The sequence below is a fragment of the Pseudomonas sp. FW300-N2A2 genome, assembly GCF_017351735.1.
In the GTDB taxonomy this organism is placed as follows: domain Bacteria; phylum Pseudomonadota; class Gammaproteobacteria; order Pseudomonadales; family Pseudomonadaceae; genus Aquipseudomonas; species Aquipseudomonas migulae.
In genome coordinates this window covers 72,691-88,549 of record NZ_JACNDU010000015.1, presented here as the reverse complement: position 1 = coordinate 88,549, position 15,859 = coordinate 72,691, and the positions used below count along the sequence as shown (strand labels likewise).

Below are 15,859 nucleotides of genomic sequence, written 5' to 3'. Positions count from 1 at the left end.
GATGCGCCCTTTTTTATTGCTCTTTGTACTGTTTCCGGTGTTGGAGCTGTTCGTATTCGTCAAGGTCAGCGGAGCCATCGGGTTTTTCCCGGCGCTGCTGCTGGTCATTCTCGGCTCGATGCTCGGCGTGTTCGTGCTGCGCATCGCCGGCCTGGCAACTGCGCTGCGTGCGCGTGAAAGTCTGAACCGCGGCGAACTGCCAGCCCAGACCATGCTCGAAGGCCTGATGCTGGCCCTGGCCGGTGGTCTGTTGATTCTGCCGGGCTTCGTCACCGACGTGCTGGGCCTGATCATGCTGCTGCCGATCTCGCGTCGACTGCTGGCCAATAAAATGCGCCAGCGCGCCGAAGAGGCGGCGATCCGTCAGCGTGCGTTCGCCGATGATCTTCAGCCGCGTGGCGGTCCTGCCCCGCGCGAGCCGTTGGGCCGAGAGCCGAACGTGATCGAAGGCGAGTTCGAACACCGCGATTCCAAGTAAATCGTTTCACCTGCACGGCACCTTCGGGTGCCGTGTTCGTTTTCAGGGCATTGATGCAAAAAATTTCGATCCGCGCCCTTGTAATAAGCTTATGCGCCCTTATGTAACGGTCACCGCAAGGTTTCTGGCAATCACGCCAGACAGACTTCCGCGGTTCGCTTGACGAACCGCACCCGGCACCGCCGGATTTGTTAAACCCGCCGGGACTACACCGGCCGATGAAAACCACAATTAGGAGAGATCGACAATGAAGCTTCGTCCTCTGCATGACCGCGTCGTCATCCGTCGCAGCGAAGAAGAAAAGAAAACCGCTGGCGGTATCGTCCTGCCAGGTTCGGCTGCTGAAAAAGCCAACAGCGGCGAAGTGCTCGCTGTAGGTACCGGCCGCGTGCTGGACAACGGTGAAGTGCGTGCGCTGGCCGTGAAAGTGGGTGACAAGGTTGTGTTCGGCCCGTACTCCGGCAGCAACACCGTGAAAGTCGACGGCGAAGACCTGTTGGTAATGGCTGAGAACGAGATTCTCGCTGTTATCGAAGGCTGATTCCCCGCTCATTTTCCCGCTACTACAAAGTATTTAAGGAATATCGATCATGGCTGCTAAAGAAGTTAAATTCGGCGACTCCGCCCGCAAGAAAATGCTCGCCGGTGTAAACGTCCTGGCTGACGCAGTAAAAGCGACCCTGGGCCCTAAAGGCCGTAACGTGATCATCGAGAAGAGCTTCGGCGCTCCGACCATCACCAAGGACGGCGTGTCCGTTGCCAAAGAAATCGAGCTGAAAGATCGCTTCGAAAACATGGGCGCGCAGCTGGTCAAAGACGTTGCCTCCCGTGCCAACGATGACGCAGGCGACGGCACCACCACCGCTACCGTTCTGGCTCAATCGATCGTCAACGAAGGCCTGAAAGCCGTCGCTGCCGGCATGAACCCGATGGACCTCAAGCGCGGTATCGACAAAGCGACGATCGCTATCGTCAAAGAGCTGAAAGCCCTGTCCAAGCCATGCGCTGACACCAAGGCAATCGCTCAGGTCGGCACCATCTCGGCCAACTCCGACAACTCCATCGGCGACATCATTGCCGAAGCCATGGAAAAAGTCGGTAAAGAAGGCGTGATCACCGTTGAAGAAGGCTCGGGCCTGGAAAACGAACTGTCGGTTGTTGAAGGCATGCAGTTCGACCGTGGCTACCTGTCCCCGTACTTCGTCAACAAGCCAGAGACCATGACTGCCGAGCTGGACGGTCCGCTGATCCTGCTGGTCGACAAAAAGATCTCGAACATCCGCGAAATGCTGCCAGTACTGGAAGCCGTTGCCAAAGCCGGCCGTCCACTGCTGATCGTGGCCGAAGACGTTGAAGGCGAAGCCCTGGCGACTCTGGTTGTGAACAACATGCGTGGCATCGTCAAAGTCGCAGCCGTCAAGGCTCCAGGCTTCGGCGACCGTCGCAAGGCCATGCTGCAGGACATCGCTGTTCTGACTGGCGGTACCGTTATCTCCGAAGAGATCGGTCTGAGCCTGGAAAGCACTACCCTGGAACACCTGGGTAATGCCAAGCGCGTAATCCTGTCGAAAGAAAACACCACCGTGATCGACGGTGCCGGCGTTGAGGCTGACATCCAGGCTCGCGTTCTGCAGATCCGTCAGCAAGTGGCCGACACTTCGTCCGACTACGACCGTGAAAAACTGCAAGAGCGTCTGGCCAAGCTGTCCGGCGGCGTTGCAGTGATCAAGGTTGGCGCTGGTTCCGAAGTTGAAATGAAAGAGAAGAAAGCCCGCGTTGAAGACGCCCTGCACGCTACCCGTGCAGCCGTTGAAGAAGGCGTGGTACCTGGCGGCGGCGTGGCACTGGTTCGCGCTCTGCAGGCTATCTCCGAGCTGAAAGGCGACAACGATGACCAGAACGTTGGCATCCAGTTGCTTCGTCGCGCTGTTGAAGCGCCACTGCGCCAGATCGTTGCCAACTCCGGCGACGAGCCAAGCGTTGTTGTGGACAAGGTCAAGCAGGGTTCGGGTAACTACGGTTACAACGCTGCCACCGGCGAATACGGCGACATGATCGAAATGGGTATCCTGGACCCGGCCAAAGTGACTCGTTCGGCTCTGCAAGCGGCTTCGTCGATTGCCAGCCTGATGATCACCACCGAAGCCATGATCGCCGAGATCAAGGAAGACGCACCAGCTGGCGGCGGCATGCCAGACATGGGCGGTATGGGCGGCATGGGCGGCATGATGTAAGCCAGCCTTACCCCGTACGAAAAAACCCCGCCTGCGAAAGCAGGCGGGGTTTTTTATTGCCTCGATTTGGTATGTCGGAAGACCGAGTCGCGGCCTTCGCGGGCAAGCCTCGCTCCTACAGGTTCTGCGCGATCCTTGTAGGAGCGAGGCTTGCCCGCGAAGGCGTCAGATCAGGCGCCGACAGGTTCTGCCTTGGTTACTCGATCAGCCTTCAACGCCGGTCGATAAAGGATGTAGTAATACGACCCCAGACAAATCAGCCAGCAGAAAATCGCTGTCCACACGTTGTGCGAGAAAAAATGCGCGCCCTGCAGCATCCGGCCGATGGAAAACACCGTGCCCAGCGCAAACGCGAACACCAGCGCCTTGCGCGCCAGACGCGGACGTCGGTCGCGCAGCACGAAAAACAGCGCAAACAACGTGAAACCGGTGGCGGCATGGCCACCTGGCCAGCAACGGCCGGGTTTTTCGGTAGGTGGGCGCGGGCTGAGCAGTTCGCTGTAGGTTTCATGACCGCCGAATTGCTCCAGGCTCCATGGGCATTGAACCGCGGTCACCGCTTTGACGGGCGTGACAAAAGAGGTCGCCAGGCCAAGGGACAGCACCAGGCAGCCCAGTTCCCGTTTGAACGGTTTGAGCCGGTCGATGAAAAAGGCGCCGATGAAGCCGAAGATGGCCAACACTGAAAACGCGATGACCACCTGTTTGGCGCGGTCATGCAGGATGTTTTCGAGGAAGTAACTGTGCCGTCCGATGAAATCCCCCGCAGCCGGGTCGTAGAACATCCTCGCCAGGTCCATGTCCACGGACGTCAGTTCGAGCAGCACCAGAATGATCGCCGCAACGGCGGGCACACCCAGGCACACCCAGAAGTTCAGAGGGCGAGAGGCGGGGCGGGCAGTGGTCGAAACCATGGCAGTTCCTTGGTCGGTTAAATGTTCTTGAGAGCGCAGCCGCGCGGAGTTTGGGCCTGTTTCTGTCGCTGCCGTGTGAACCGATAGTGAAAAAATCGTCAACGTCACACCGGGTTTATCAATGGGTTTGGCCACTGCACACAGTTCTGGCTCTGCGCCACGCCAGGCCTTAAGCTGCGCGGGCCAAGACGGCCGTTACTGTGTACGGAGGAGGTGCCCATGCGAATTCTATTGGTTGAAGACAACCGCGATATCCTGGCCAATCTGGCCGATTACCTGGGGCTCAAAGGCTACACCGTGGATTGCGCGCAGGACGGTTTGTCTGGCCTGCACCTGGCGGCCACCGAGCACTATGACTTGATCGTGCTCGACATCATGTTGCCCGGCATCGACGGCTATACGTTGTGCAAACGCCTGCGCGAAGACGCTCGCCGTGACACCCCGGTGATCATGCTGACCGCTCGCGATCAATTGGACGACCGGCTGCAAGGCTTCAAGTCCGGGGCAGATGATTACCTGATCAAACCTTTCGCCCTGTCTGAACTCGCCGCGCGGATCGAAGCGGTGATGCGCCGGGCGCAGGGCGGCGGTCGTCGTACCCTGCAAGTCGGCGATCTGAGCTACGACCTCGATACCCTGGAAGTCACCCGCGAAGGGCGCTTGCTGAAACTCAACCCGGTCGGCCTGAAACTGTTGGCCGTGCTGATGCAGAAAAGCCCGCACGTCTTGCGCCGGGAAATTCTCGAAGAGGCCCTGTGGGGCGATGACTGCCCGGACAGCGACAGCCTGCGCAGCCACGTCCACCAATTGCGTCAGGTGATCGACAAGCCGTTCGCCAAGCCGTTGCTGCAAACCGTACACGGTGTGGGTTATCGCTTGGCCGAGGGCCGTGATGGAGTTTAAACAGAGCCTTGCTCAACGGATCATCATCGCCTTTGCGCTGATGAGCGCATTGGTGGCAGGCGCCTTCGCCATGGGCATTGTGGCAACCGTGCACCTGGTGGAAGAAAAACTGATTTCGGCAGGTCTGGGTGGCGATCTGCAACGTCTGTTGTTGATGGACAGTGTCTCTGACTGGAGCCATCGCCCCGAACCAGACCAACTGTTCTACTTCAGCGGCGGGCCGGGCGATTTCGACTTGCCCAAGGATTTGCGTCATCTGGAGCCGGGTTTTCACGAGGTGTTCCGGGAGCAGCTGTCGTATCACGCGATGGTCGAGGTCGTCGACGGCCGGCATTATGTGCTGTTGCAAGACCAGAGTGATTTCGAAGAGCGCGAGCGGGTGCTGTTCGCGGTGGTGCTGGTGGGCTTCGTCCTGAGCCTGGCGTTGGCGGTGTTCCTCGGCTGGGTCCTCGCGCGCAAAGTGATGGCGCCGGTGGTGCGCCTCGCCCGTCAGGTCCGTCACCGCGATCAGCTCCTGGGGCTGGCACCTCCATTGGCACCGGACTACGCCGCTGATGAAGTGGGCGAGCTGGCGGTCGCCTTCGACGCCACCCTCGGGCGCTTGCGGCAGGCATTGACCCGGGAGCGATTGTTCACCAGCGACGTCAGCCACGAATTGCGCACGCCGTTGATGGTGCTGGCCAGTTCCTGTGAGCTGTTGCTGGAAAACCCCGGCATCGACCAGCGGGGGCGGGCTCAGGTTGAACGAATCGCCCGCGCCTGCGAAGAGATGCGTGAGCTGGTGCAAACCTTCCTGATGCTGGCCCGCGCCCAACATGAAGACGCCAGCATGGCGCCGCAGCAGTCCTTGAGCCAGGTCGCCGGCGGGCTGCTCAATTTATGGCGAGAACCGATCGAGGCAAAAGGGCTGTCGCTGATATTTGAACCGGGCAATCCGGCCAGCACCTGCTACAACGCAACCCTGTTGCACGCAGTCATGGGGAACCTGCTGCGTAACGCGCTGCATTACACCGAACGGGGCTTCATCCGCTTGACGCTGACGACCGCCGGTTTCACGGTCGAGGACAGTGGTGTGGGCATTCCCGAGGAAAAACGCGAGGCGATGTTCGAGCCGTTCGTGCGTGGCAACGAGAAGCGCGGTGAAGGCCTGGGGCTGGGCCTGTCGCTGGTGCAGCGGATCTGCGAGAACCAGGGGTGGAATGTCAGCCTGACGAACATGGAGCCCAATGGCTGTCGTTTTCAGGTGACGTTGAGTCAGCGCGATAGTTGATTTCGTTGCTGGCCCTCGGCCACTGCCATCAACCTGTAAAACCTCGAAATAAGTCGGGGTTTTACACCACGATTTTTTCACGAAGGCATGACCTGGCGCTGACACACCATTCCTTAGGGTAGTGGTCATCAGAAACGCAGGAGCCCTTCGTGATGGCTGGCCCGATCAAACTTGATTTTTCCGAAAAATACGACGATCAACACGCTCAGAAATACCTGCGCAAACATCAGGACGGACTCGGTCGCCGACTGTCCCATTGGCGTGACGAGCAACTGGCGCGCAAGGCTTTGACATTGGCCGGTGAACCTGGACTGGTTCTCGATTTACCCTGCGGTGCCGGGCGCTTCTGGCCACTACTGGCGGAAAAAGCCAATCGGGTGATTATCGGTGCGGACAACTCCGAGTCCATGCTGAAAATCGCTTTGAAGGCGCAACCGGCCGATGTGGTGAAACGGGTACAACCCTTGCACACATCTGCGTTCGACATTGCCTTGCCTGATAACGCCGTCGACAGCATTTTTTGTATGCGTTTGCTGCACCACATCGGTGAAGCCGAGCATCGACTGGCCATTTTGCGTGAGTTCGAACGCGTCACGCGTGACAGCGTGATTATTTCGTTGTGGGTGGACGGCAATTTCAAAGCCTGGAAACGCAGGCGGCTTGAAAAAACACGTGGGCATCTCGGTTACCAAAACCGATTTGTGTTACCGGCGGCTACGGTCGAAAAGGAGTTCGAGCAGGCGGGTTTTCGAGTCCAGGAACAACTGGACTTTTTACCGCTCTATGCCATGTGGCGGGTTTATGTATTACGCAAGAGGTAACTCAATGGCAGTGCAGTGTGCAGCAGAAACGGACGTCGCTTCCCAAGACCGCTTTGACTATTTCTGGAATCAGCGCGGTGAGTGGGTTGAAGAACCCAACGTCCGTCGCGGCGGCGAAAGTGGCGTGCAGCGTATCAAGAGCAGCAAGGGACAACTGCTTTACGTCAAACGTCAGACCGGACATATCTATCGGAGTTGGCTGCATCCTTTCGGTCGGCCGACGGTGTTGCGTGAGCGAGATGCGCTCATGGGCATGCGCCTGATCGACGTGCGCGTTCCGGAAATCGTTTTCTGCGGTGCGCAGCATGACCCGGTTCACAAGTGGCGCGCATTGCTGGTGACCAAGGCACTGGACGGTTTCGAAGAAATCGAACACTGGTATGCAGGTGGTGGTCGCGAACGTCATGGCGAGGCGGTGCATGATCGGGTCCTGAAAGATCTGGCCGAGAATCTGGCTCGCATGCACAAGGGCCGCTGGCAGCACGGCTGCCTCTATATGAAGCACGTATTCGTACGCGTCACTGGTGAGGGCGAGGCCGCCAACGTCGAGATTGCCATGCTCGATCTGGAGAAGAGCCGGAAGCGTTTGACCGCCCGTCGCGCCGCTACCCATGACATGCGGCAACTGCGCCGCCACTCGTCGTTCAGCGACACGGACTGGAAAAATCTCGTCTACCTTTATGAGATGGCGTTTGGCAGCGCTATCAAAGGTTTATAGCAATGAAACTCGAAATTGCTAGAGGTTTGTTCCTGATAGGAGCCTTGGCAGTTGCTTCACTGGCGGTGGCGGCTTGGGAGCAGCCCCGCACGCAGGTCCTCAGTTCAGTGAGCGGGGACGTGCGTTGTCCGATGCCACGGGTTGCGAAGGCGACCGTTGCAACCCAACCCGATCATGATCTATTGCTGTTCATGTTCGGACTTTCTCAAGGACTGAGGCCGCAGAGTTGACCAGATTGAAGCCCAAATAAAAGGCCTCGCAAATGCGAGGCCTTTTTCATTTCCGTGTCAATTCACGTAACCCCTGTAGGAGCCGGCTTGCTGGCGATGGTGTGTCAGTCGACATCACCGTGGCTGACCCACCATCGCCAGCAAGCCGGCTCCTACAGAAGTTATGCGTGTGCAGGTTTATCGGGTTTAGCCAGCAACGTGTACACGCACGGCAGCACAAACAGCGTAAACAATGTCCCGATCGACATCCCCGTGGCGATCACTGTGCCGATGTCGAACCGGCTGACAGCGCCCGCGCCCGTGGCGATGATCAACGGCACCATGCCAAACACCATCGCCGCGGTGGTCATCAGCACCGGACGCAGACGAATGGCCGCTGCTTCCTCAACCGCTTCGCGCGGCGTCAGGCCCTTGTCCTTGCGCAACTGGTTGGCGAACTCGACGATCAGGATCCCGTGCTTGCTGATCAATCCGATCAACGTCACCAGCCCGACCTGGGTGTAGATGTTCATGCTCGACCAGCCGAGGAACAGCGGAATCAGAGCGCCGCAGATCGACAGCGGCACGGTCACCAGAATCACCAGTGGGTCGCGGAAGCTTTCGAACTGCGCCGCCAGCACCAGGAAAATGATCGCCAATGCCAAGGCAAAAGTGACCCACAGCGCACTGCCTTCCTGCACGTACTGCCGCGATGCACCGGCATAGTCGACGGCAAAACCTGCGGGTGCCTCTTCCCGGGCAATCTGACGCACCGCGTCGAGGGCTTCACCCATGCTCACCAGCGGGACCCCGGACAGGATCGCCGAGTTGAGCTGCTGGAACTGATTCAGTTGCCGTGGGCGTGCCCGGTCGGTCACGGTAATCAGGGTCGACAGGGCCAGCAGTTCGCCCTTGGTGTTCTTCACGTAATAGTTGTTCAGCCAGTCGGGGGTGTCCCGGAAGGGCCGTTCGACCTGCGCGATGACTTTGTAGCTGCGACCTTCAATGGTGAACCGGTTGATCTCCGCCTCGCCCAGCAACGTCGCCAGCGTGCCGCCCAGATCCTGCATGGACACGCCCATCTGCGCAGCCTTCGCCCGATCGATATCGACCACGACTTCGGGTTTGTCAAAGGCCAGGTCAACGTCGACGAAGGCAAACTTGCCGGACTCCATCGCGCGTTTTTTCACCCGGTCCATCACTTGCAGCAACGACTCGTAATTGTTGGCGGTATTGACGACGAATTGAAACGGCAGCCCTTCGCCGGTTCCCGGCAGGGAAGGCAGGTTGAAGCCGAAAATCTGCAACCCTGGAATGCTTTCCAGTTTGCTCTGGACCGCAGGCAGGATCTGCATTTGCGTGCGCCCACGCTCGTTCCACGGTTTGAGCAGGAAACCGCCAATCCCCGATTGCACGCCGTTGAAGCCGTTGATCTGGAACGAGGAGTAGTACTCGGGAAACGCCTTGAAGATGCTGACGAACTCGTCGGTGTAGGTGTTCAGGTAATCAAGGTTGGTCGGTTGCGGGGCGCTGGCCAGCATGAAAATGACGCCCTGGTCCTCGTCCGGTGCCAGTTCCGATTTGGTGAAGTTGAGCAGCACCGGAATCAGGCACAGCACGATCACCGCGAACACCAGCACCACCGGCCGCGTGTTGAGCGTGCCGTGCAGCATGCGCTGGTAGCGGCGCTTGAGGCCTTCGAAAATCAGGTCCAGCCGGTGAGCGAGGCCGCTGGGGTTTTCGTCGTGGCGCAGCAGAAAGGCGCACATCATCGGCGACAACGTCAGGGCGACGATGCCGGAGATCACCACCGCACCGGCCAGTGTCAGGGCGAACTCCTTGAACAGCGCCCCGGTGAGGCCGGTCAGGAAGCCGATCGGGGCGTAGACCGCCGCCAGGGTGATGGTCATCGAGACCACCGGCATGGCGATTTCCCGGGCGCCTTCAATGGCGGCATCCAGCGGCGTCTTGCCTTCTTCGATGTGACGGTGGATGTTTTCCACCACCACGATGGCGTCGTCCACCACCAGGCCAATGGCCAATACCATCGCCAGCAGGGTCAGCAGGTTGATCGAGTAGCCCATCATCTGCATGAAGAACATCACGCCGATCATCGACAACGGAATGGTCACCACCGGGATCACCACCGAACGCAGCGCACCGAGGAACAGAAACACCACGACGATCACGATCAACACCGCTTCGAACAGGGTTTTCACCACTTCGTCGATCGAGGCCTGGATGAACAGCGTGGCGTCGTAGGCAATTTCACCCTTGAGGTTCGGCGGCAGCTGGGCTTCCAGGTCCGGCATGATCTTGCGCACTTCCTTGATCACGTCCAGCGGGTTGGCGCCGGGCGTTGCCTTGATGCCGATGTACACCGAGGGCGTGCCACCGAAGGAGCTGATGGTGTCGTAGTTTTCCGCGCCCATCTCGACCCGCGCGACATCGCTGAGCAGCACCCGGCTGTCACCGTCGACCTTGAGCGGAATCGCGGCGAAGGCTTCGGCGGATTTGAGCTCGGTGTTGGCGTTGATGCTGGTGACCACGTACTCGCCTTTCACTTCGCCGGCGGCGGAGAGGAAGTTGTACTTGCGCACGGCATCGGTCACATCGCTGGCGCTGAGGCCGAAACCCGCCAGTTTCACCGGGTCCAGCCACAAGCGCATGGCGAATACCTGGTTGCCGAGAATCTCGGCTTCGGCCATGCCTGGCAGGGTCGCCAGTTTTGGCTGGATGACCCGTGACAGGTAATCGGTAATCTGCGGGTTACTCATTTCCTTGCTGAAGAAGCTGATGTACATCAGCGCCGACGCATCGGCGGCTTCCTTGCTCAGTACCGGGTCTTCGGCGTCCTGAGGCAACTGGTTTTTCACTTCGTTGGCCTTGGCCAGCAACTCGGTGAACAAGCGGTCGCTGTTGGAACCGATGCGCGCGTAGATCGAGATCACCGAGAAGTTCTGGCGACTGACCGAGGTCATGTAGTCGATGCCCTCGGCGCTCGCCAGGCTCTGTTGCATCGGTTGGGTGATGTAGCCCTGAATGGTTTCGGCGTTCGCCCCGGGGTACGCGGTGGTCACCGTGATCAGGGCGTTTTCCATTTGCGGGTATTGGCGCAGCGGCAGCTTGCTCCAGGCCTGAAAGCCCAGCAGCACAATCAACAGGCTGACCACGGTGGCGAGCACCGGGCGGCGGATGAACGGGTCGGTAAAAGCCATTGGGGGTTCCTTGATCAGTCAGCGCGTGGCTGACTGTTCTTCTCGGCCAGGGTCTTGTCGTCGCTGATGGCAATGTGCGCACCGTTGTCCAGTTTGATCTGGCCGGCGGTGACCACTTTTTCGCCGTTCTTCACGCCTTTGGTAATCATCACCTGTCCATCGCGTCGCTCGCCGGTTTCGATGAAACGGCGTTCGGCGATCAGGATCGGTTGGCCCTTGTCGTCTTTTTCGAGGCTGCCGTCTTCGGTTTTTTTCTGCGCAGCCACGTACAACGAATTACCGTACAGCGTGTACGTGATCGCGCTTTCCGGCACGACGATGCGCGGCTGTGGGTCGGGCAGCATCACCTGCAGGCTGGCGAACATGCCCGGTAACAGTTTGCCGTCGGGGTTGGCCAGGGTCGCGCGGACCTGCATGTTGCGCGTGCTGTTCTCGATTTTCGGGTTGATCGCGCTGATGGTGCCGGGGAAGGTCTGCGCCGGGTAGGCCGCGACGACGATTTCAACCGGCTGGCCGATGGCGATCTTCGGCACCGACTGTTCGGGCACGAAAAAGTCGACGTAGAGACTGCTGAGGTCTTGCAGGGTGGCAATCATGGTGCCGCTGGCAAGATAGTCGCCAACGTCCACCTGCCGAATGCCGATGGTCCCGCTGAAGGGGGCAACGATGCTTTTTTTGCCGAGTGCAGCCTTGAGTTGATTGACCGTGGCTTTGCTTTTTTTCATCACCGCCGAAAGTCGGTCGAACTCACCTTTGGAAATGGCCTGGCTGCCCACCAGTTGGCTACCGCGACCGTAATCGAGCTGGGCCAGCCCGAGGTCGGCCTGGGCGGTTTCCAGCAAGGCACTTTCCACGGCGCTGTCGAGGCGCAGGAGTGGTTGACCTACCTTGACCTTCTGCCCTGACTCGAACTGCAAATCGATGACGGTGCCGTCAGTTTCAAGGCTCAGGTCTACGCCTTGCAGCGCCTTGAGCGTGCCGACGGTAGGCAGGCGTTCCTGCCACGGTTGCTCGGTAGCAGTAGCCACGGCGACGCTGATCGGCGGTTTCGGCACAGCGAAGCCTTGAATCATCGTGTAGATGGAGAAGGCTTTGTAACCGGCCAGAACCAGTACGATCAGCAGAACAACACCCAACATGATCAGCATGCGGCGACGCAGCATATTTCCACTTCCTTGGAGAAAATCAGGTGAGACAGTCGGGCACATTACTCCGAGTGTGCCGGGTATTCCAACTGCCACTTTTTACAGGCAGGCGCAAAACCTGTAGGAGCAGAGCTTGCTCGCGAAAGCGGCGGCACATGCAAAATGGATGTGCCTGACACACCGCCTTCGCGAGCAAGCTCAGCTCCTACAAGAGCGGGGCAGTCAGATGAGGTGCAGGTGGTTATCCCAGAGCCCCGCAGGCAGTTCGAGAGGTTTTGCAACAAGGTTTGTCTGGCGGCAATCGTAGTACCGGCATCGGCCTTGACCCGAGGTCACGACAAAACCGTCGGCCACCGCACCCACCCCGGCGCAATCGGGAAGCGGCGCATCCAGGCGCACTTCACCGCTGTCCATGTCCCAGATGAAAAAGCGATTTCCCCGTGGCGCCGTCAACGCGACCAGGCGCAAATCACTGTGCACCGCGACGCTGGCGGTGTAATGCCCCATGGCCTGCAACTGATGCTCGGGCACCGGGAACGCCACGAACGGTTGCCCTGGACGCTTGATCGCCAACAGCTCCGATGACTCATGGGACGGCCCCATGAATTGTTGACCGGCGACGATGGTGCCATCACTGGCGATCCCCAGGTGCCGCACGCTGTTCATCTGTTGCGCGAGGGTTTCCTTGCTCAGCAATGTACCGTCGCGCTGCATCAGCACCAGGCTTGGTTCCATGGCGTTGAGGTTCATCTCGACGCGGCTTTCAGCCTCGGTGCGAATGCCGCCGTTGGCCACCACCAGGGTTTCGCCATCGGGCATCCACGACACCTGATGCGGGCCGATGCCATGGGTCGAAATCTCGCCGCTGTGCACCAGACGCTCGCCTTCGAACTTGTACACACCGAGCAAGCCGCGACCGGGATCGGACGTGTCGTTCTCGGTGGCGTACAGCCAGTCGCCGCTCTGGTGAATCACCGCGTGACCGTAGAAGTGCCGGTTCGGTTGCGAGGCCACGGTTTGCAGCAGCGTGCCGTCGCGCAGATCGATCAGGTAACTTTCGGTGCCTGGACGCCGGGCGACGAACAGCGCGATCGGCAGCGTCGGGTGGTTGATGATGTCGTGGCAGCGCTGGCCGACCTGGGTGGCGAACACCCGCGTACCGTCCAGCCGATAACCGACGGCGTAGTGCTTGCCGTCGCCATCGTCCCGCGCCGAGAGCAGCAGCGGGCTCTTGTCCTTTTGCTTGAACAGCGTCCAGCCGCCCAGTGTCACTGCTCCCAGCAGCAAACTACCTAACGTCAGAGCCTGTCGTCGCAGCATGGCACTCGCCCTCATCAGTCACCGTCGTTGGCGTTGAAGCCCAGTTGGATGCCCAGCGCCTTGGCCAGTTCGCCTTCGTGCAGGCGGTGGACGACGTTGAGGCTGTCGTAGATGTCGTTGAGCTGCTGGCGACCGGCGTCGTCGTTGAGCATTTCAGTCAGCGAACGCTGGTTGCTGGCGAACAGTTTCAGGGACGCGGCGTAGGCGGCGTCGATCTTGTCGGCCAAGGGTTTCTGCTCGCTTGGCAGCAAGCCGCGCAGGCCTTTGTTGTCGACGCCTTCCCACACGGTTTTGGCGGCGGCGAGGCTCGCTTCCATACTCGTCAGGGACGACTGGCTGCGCCACTGGTCAGCCTGGAATGGTTGCGGCACACCCTTGGTCTGGCGGCCCATCGGCGTGCCGAGTTTTTTCTTCAGGCTGTCGAGAGCGGTGACCTGTACACGCAACAGATCGGCAATCGCTTCGTGGGAGTCGGCGTAACGCTGGTTCGGGAATTTGCTCAACTGCGCGAGCATGCCGTCGGTGTTGTTCCAGGTTTGCAGAATCTCTTCGGCCAGCTGTTTCTGACGCTCGCCGATGGCTTTCAGCAGAGGGCAATACTTGGCTTTTTGCGCCTCGTTGGCCACGTCAGGTTTGCTGTCGAACAGGATGTATTCGTAGGCCGAGAGGCCTTGCACCACAACGCTGGATTTGGCCAGGGCGGTGGCATCGATCTGCGGTTGCGCGGTCACCAGTTGCTCGACCTGACGGCCCACCAGGTTTTTCTTGTCCGGCCAGAATTGCACCTGCCAGGCGCGATTGCCTTCGGCCAGCGGCCCGATCAGCAACGGTTGCAGCTCGGCCCAGGCTTTCTGCGCATGCAGGAAATCGGCGCGGGCGGTGTCGAGGTTTTCCTTGCCTTCGCAATAGGCCAGCGCGCTGACGGCCAACTGGCGGTCGGCTTCAACCCAGCGCGTGTAGGTCGGCAGGATCACCGACTTGGCGATGGCCGCCGACGTGACAGCCTGCGGATCCTGCGGTGAGCAGGCGCCGAGGGCGAGTGCGGCAAGGCTGGTGAACAACAACTTGGGACGGAACATTTAGGGCTCCCGCTAAGGAATACGTTTAAAGGGAATTCAAAAACGCCAGCAACGCCGCGCGCTGCTCGGCATTGAAAGACAAAACCTGTTGCTGGGCCGCTTTTGCTTCGCCGCCATGCCAGAGCACGGCTTCGAGCAGATTACGGGCGCGGCCGTCATGCAAGAACTGGGTGTGGCCACTGACTGCCTGCGTCAGGCCGATGCCCCACAACGGCGGCGTGCGCCAGTCGCGGCCACTGGCCTGGAATTCGCTGCGGTTGTCGGCCAGGCCGTCGCCCATGTCGTGCAGCAGCAGATCGCTGTAAGGGCGAATCACTTGATTGGCCAGTTCAGGTTCTGCCGCGTTGGCGGCGGTGGTGTATTTCGGTGTGTGGCAGGACTGGCAGCCAGCCTGGAAAAACAGGGTCTTGCCGGCCAGCACTTGCGGTGTGCCGACATCGCGGCGAGCCGGTACGGCAAGGTTACGGCTGTAGAACAGCACCAGACGCAGAATGTTATCGCTGACTTCCGGTTCGCCGTCCGGGCCGTTGCCGTTCGGCGCCTGTTTGCAGGCGGTTTGCGCATCGGTGCAGTCATCAAAGGGTCTCAGGCTGGTCGTGAGGCCCATATCACCAGAAAACGCGTGAACGTTCTGTTGATTGAGGTTCGGTTGCCCGGCCTTCCATCCAAATCGGCCGAGGACGGTTTTCTGTTGTGCGTCATCCCAGACCTGGTTCGGTCGGCCATTGATGCCGTTTTTCTCTTTGGCCTGCGCGGCGGCATTGGCGAGGATCGCTTCTTCCGGGATCGCCTCGAGCAGCCCAAGGCCAATCATTGGCGGGGCGACGCGCGCGGAGAAACGCGTGTCCGGGTGCATCGGGCCGTAGCCGAGTTGGGTGATCTGCAATGTCGGCTTGCGCAACTCGACTTCGGTGCCGTCCTTGAAGCGCACCGGCACCGGCGTGTAATCAACCCGAACCTTGCCTTCCGGCGCCACACCGGGCACCGACATGTCCTGGAACTGGCCGCCGTAGACCGGCTCCGGCACGACACCTTGCTGCTCGATGATTTTGGCGTAGGTCGGTGAATCGGGTATCGACAGGCGCACCAGCATCGAAACGGCATTCAATGCATCAGGTGCAGGCGGGTGACCGCGACCGTCCTTGATATGGCAGCCCTGGCAAGCGTTGGTGTTGAACAGTGGTCCGAGGCCGTCGCGGGCCGTGGTGGTCGACGGGGCGATCACCCAGGGGTTGCGGAAGAAGCTGTTGCCGACGCTGAAGTCCACGCGCCGTGACGGCGGCAGGTTGGCGGAGGGCAGGGAAAAGGCGTTCTGATCGGTCTTGCGCACGGTCGCGCTGCCACCGGACCTGGCTTCACCGGGTTCGGCCTGGGTAAAACGCGGGGCGTCATCGCAGGCACTCAGGCCCAGGGCCAGAAACAGTGCGGACAAGCGAAGAGGCAGCGAGGGCATCAGACATCCTGCAAGACGAGCAAAACAAGGGCGCAAAGTCTAACAGGGCAGGGGAGATTGAATAAGAGGAATTATCGTTTGGTTGATGTGGCGCAGG

At 59.9% G+C, this 15,859-nt stretch carries 14 protein-coding genes; 8 read left to right on the top strand and 6 right to left on the bottom strand.

Annotated features, from left to right (window positions below):
- The first annotated feature begins 1 nt into the window (after position 1).
- The 3 genes from J4E42_RS18815 (at position 2) to groL (ending at position 2,712) form a co-directional block, all read left to right on the top strand.
- Complete coding sequence (locus J4E42_RS18815; RefSeq protein WP_008032127.1) at positions 2-478, top strand: FxsA family protein; 477 nt, start codon at positions 2-4, stop codon at positions 476-478.
- A 247-nt stretch (positions 479-725) separates the two neighbouring features.
- Positions 726-1,019 carry a co-chaperone GroES gene (locus tag J4E42_RS18810; protein ID WP_008032125.1) on the top strand — a complete coding sequence of 98 codons (294 nt, stop codon included), beginning with the start codon at positions 726-728 and terminating at the stop codon, positions 1,017-1,019.
- Between the two features lie 49 nt (positions 1,020-1,068).
- Positions 1,069-2,712: a chaperonin GroEL gene (groL, locus tag J4E42_RS18805; RefSeq protein WP_008032122.1), complete on the top strand. Its 1,644-nt coding sequence runs from the start codon at positions 1,069-1,071 to the stop codon at positions 2,710-2,712.
- Between the two features lie 170 nt (positions 2,713-2,882).
- On the opposite strand, the gene J4E42_RS18800 is transcribed toward groL, so the two are convergent.
- Positions 2,883-3,626 carry a phosphatase PAP2 family protein gene (locus J4E42_RS18800; RefSeq protein WP_192417143.1) on the bottom strand — a complete coding sequence of 248 codons (744 nt, stop codon included), beginning with the start codon at positions 3,624-3,626 and terminating at the stop codon, positions 2,883-2,885.
- Between the two features lie 219 nt (positions 3,627-3,845).
- On the opposite strand from J4E42_RS18800, the gene colR reads away from it, so the two are divergent.
- From colR to J4E42_RS18775, 5 genes are all read left to right on the top strand, one after another.
- Positions 3,846-4,529: a two-component system response regulator ColR gene (colR, locus tag J4E42_RS18795; protein ID WP_008032118.1), complete on the top strand. Its 684-nt coding sequence runs from the start codon at positions 3,846-3,848 to the stop codon at positions 4,527-4,529.
- Complete coding sequence (locus J4E42_RS18790; RefSeq protein WP_008036469.1) at positions 4,519-5,799, top strand: HAMP domain-containing sensor histidine kinase; 1,281 nt, start codon at positions 4,519-4,521, stop codon at positions 5,797-5,799. The genes colR and J4E42_RS18790 overlap by 11 nt, the downstream gene beginning before the upstream one ends.
- A 152-nt stretch (positions 5,800-5,951) precedes the next feature.
- Complete coding sequence (locus J4E42_RS18785) at positions 5,952-6,620, top strand: class I SAM-dependent methyltransferase (protein ID WP_192228591.1); 669 nt, start codon at positions 5,952-5,954, stop codon at positions 6,618-6,620.
- A gap of 4 nt (positions 6,621-6,624) precedes the next feature.
- Positions 6,625-7,338 (top strand): lipopolysaccharide kinase InaA family protein, encoded by a 714-nt coding sequence (locus tag J4E42_RS18780; RefSeq protein ID WP_008036472.1) that lies wholly within the window; start codon positions 6,625-6,627, stop codon positions 7,336-7,338.
- Between the two features lie 2 nt (positions 7,339-7,340).
- A complete protein-coding gene (locus tag J4E42_RS18775; RefSeq protein WP_032832295.1) occupies positions 7,341-7,568 on the top strand; it encodes a hypothetical protein in 228 nt (75 codons plus the stop codon).
- Between the two features lie 161 nt (positions 7,569-7,729).
- Here J4E42_RS18775 and J4E42_RS18770 read toward each other — a convergent pair whose 3' ends face one another.
- From J4E42_RS18770 to J4E42_RS18750, 5 genes are all read right to left on the bottom strand, one after another.
- Complete coding sequence (locus J4E42_RS18770) at positions 7,730-10,765, bottom strand: multidrug efflux RND transporter permease subunit (RefSeq protein ID WP_207285851.1); 3,036 nt, start codon at positions 10,763-10,765, stop codon at positions 7,730-7,732.
- Positions 10,766-10,779: 14 nt separating this feature from the next.
- Entirely contained in the window at positions 10,780-11,928 is a 1,149-nt protein-coding gene (locus J4E42_RS18765; RefSeq protein ID WP_207285850.1) for an efflux RND transporter periplasmic adaptor subunit, read from the bottom strand.
- Between the two features lie 204 nt (positions 11,929-12,132).
- A complete protein-coding gene (locus tag J4E42_RS18760) occupies positions 12,133-13,230 on the bottom strand; it encodes a DUF1513 domain-containing protein (protein ID WP_192228595.1) in 1,098 nt (365 codons plus the stop codon).
- Between the two features lie 14 nt (positions 13,231-13,244).
- Positions 13,245-14,309: an imelysin family protein gene (locus tag J4E42_RS18755; protein WP_008036511.1), complete on the bottom strand. Its 1,065-nt coding sequence runs from the start codon at positions 14,307-14,309 to the stop codon at positions 13,245-13,247.
- A gap of 25 nt (positions 14,310-14,334) precedes the next feature.
- The gene (locus J4E42_RS18750; RefSeq protein ID WP_207285849.1) at positions 14,335-15,762 is read right to left on the bottom strand and encodes a di-heme oxidoredictase family protein; all 1,428 of its coding nucleotides are present in this window, start codon (positions 15,760-15,762) and stop codon (positions 14,335-14,337) included.
- Between the last annotated feature and the right edge of the window lie 97 nt (positions 15,763-15,859).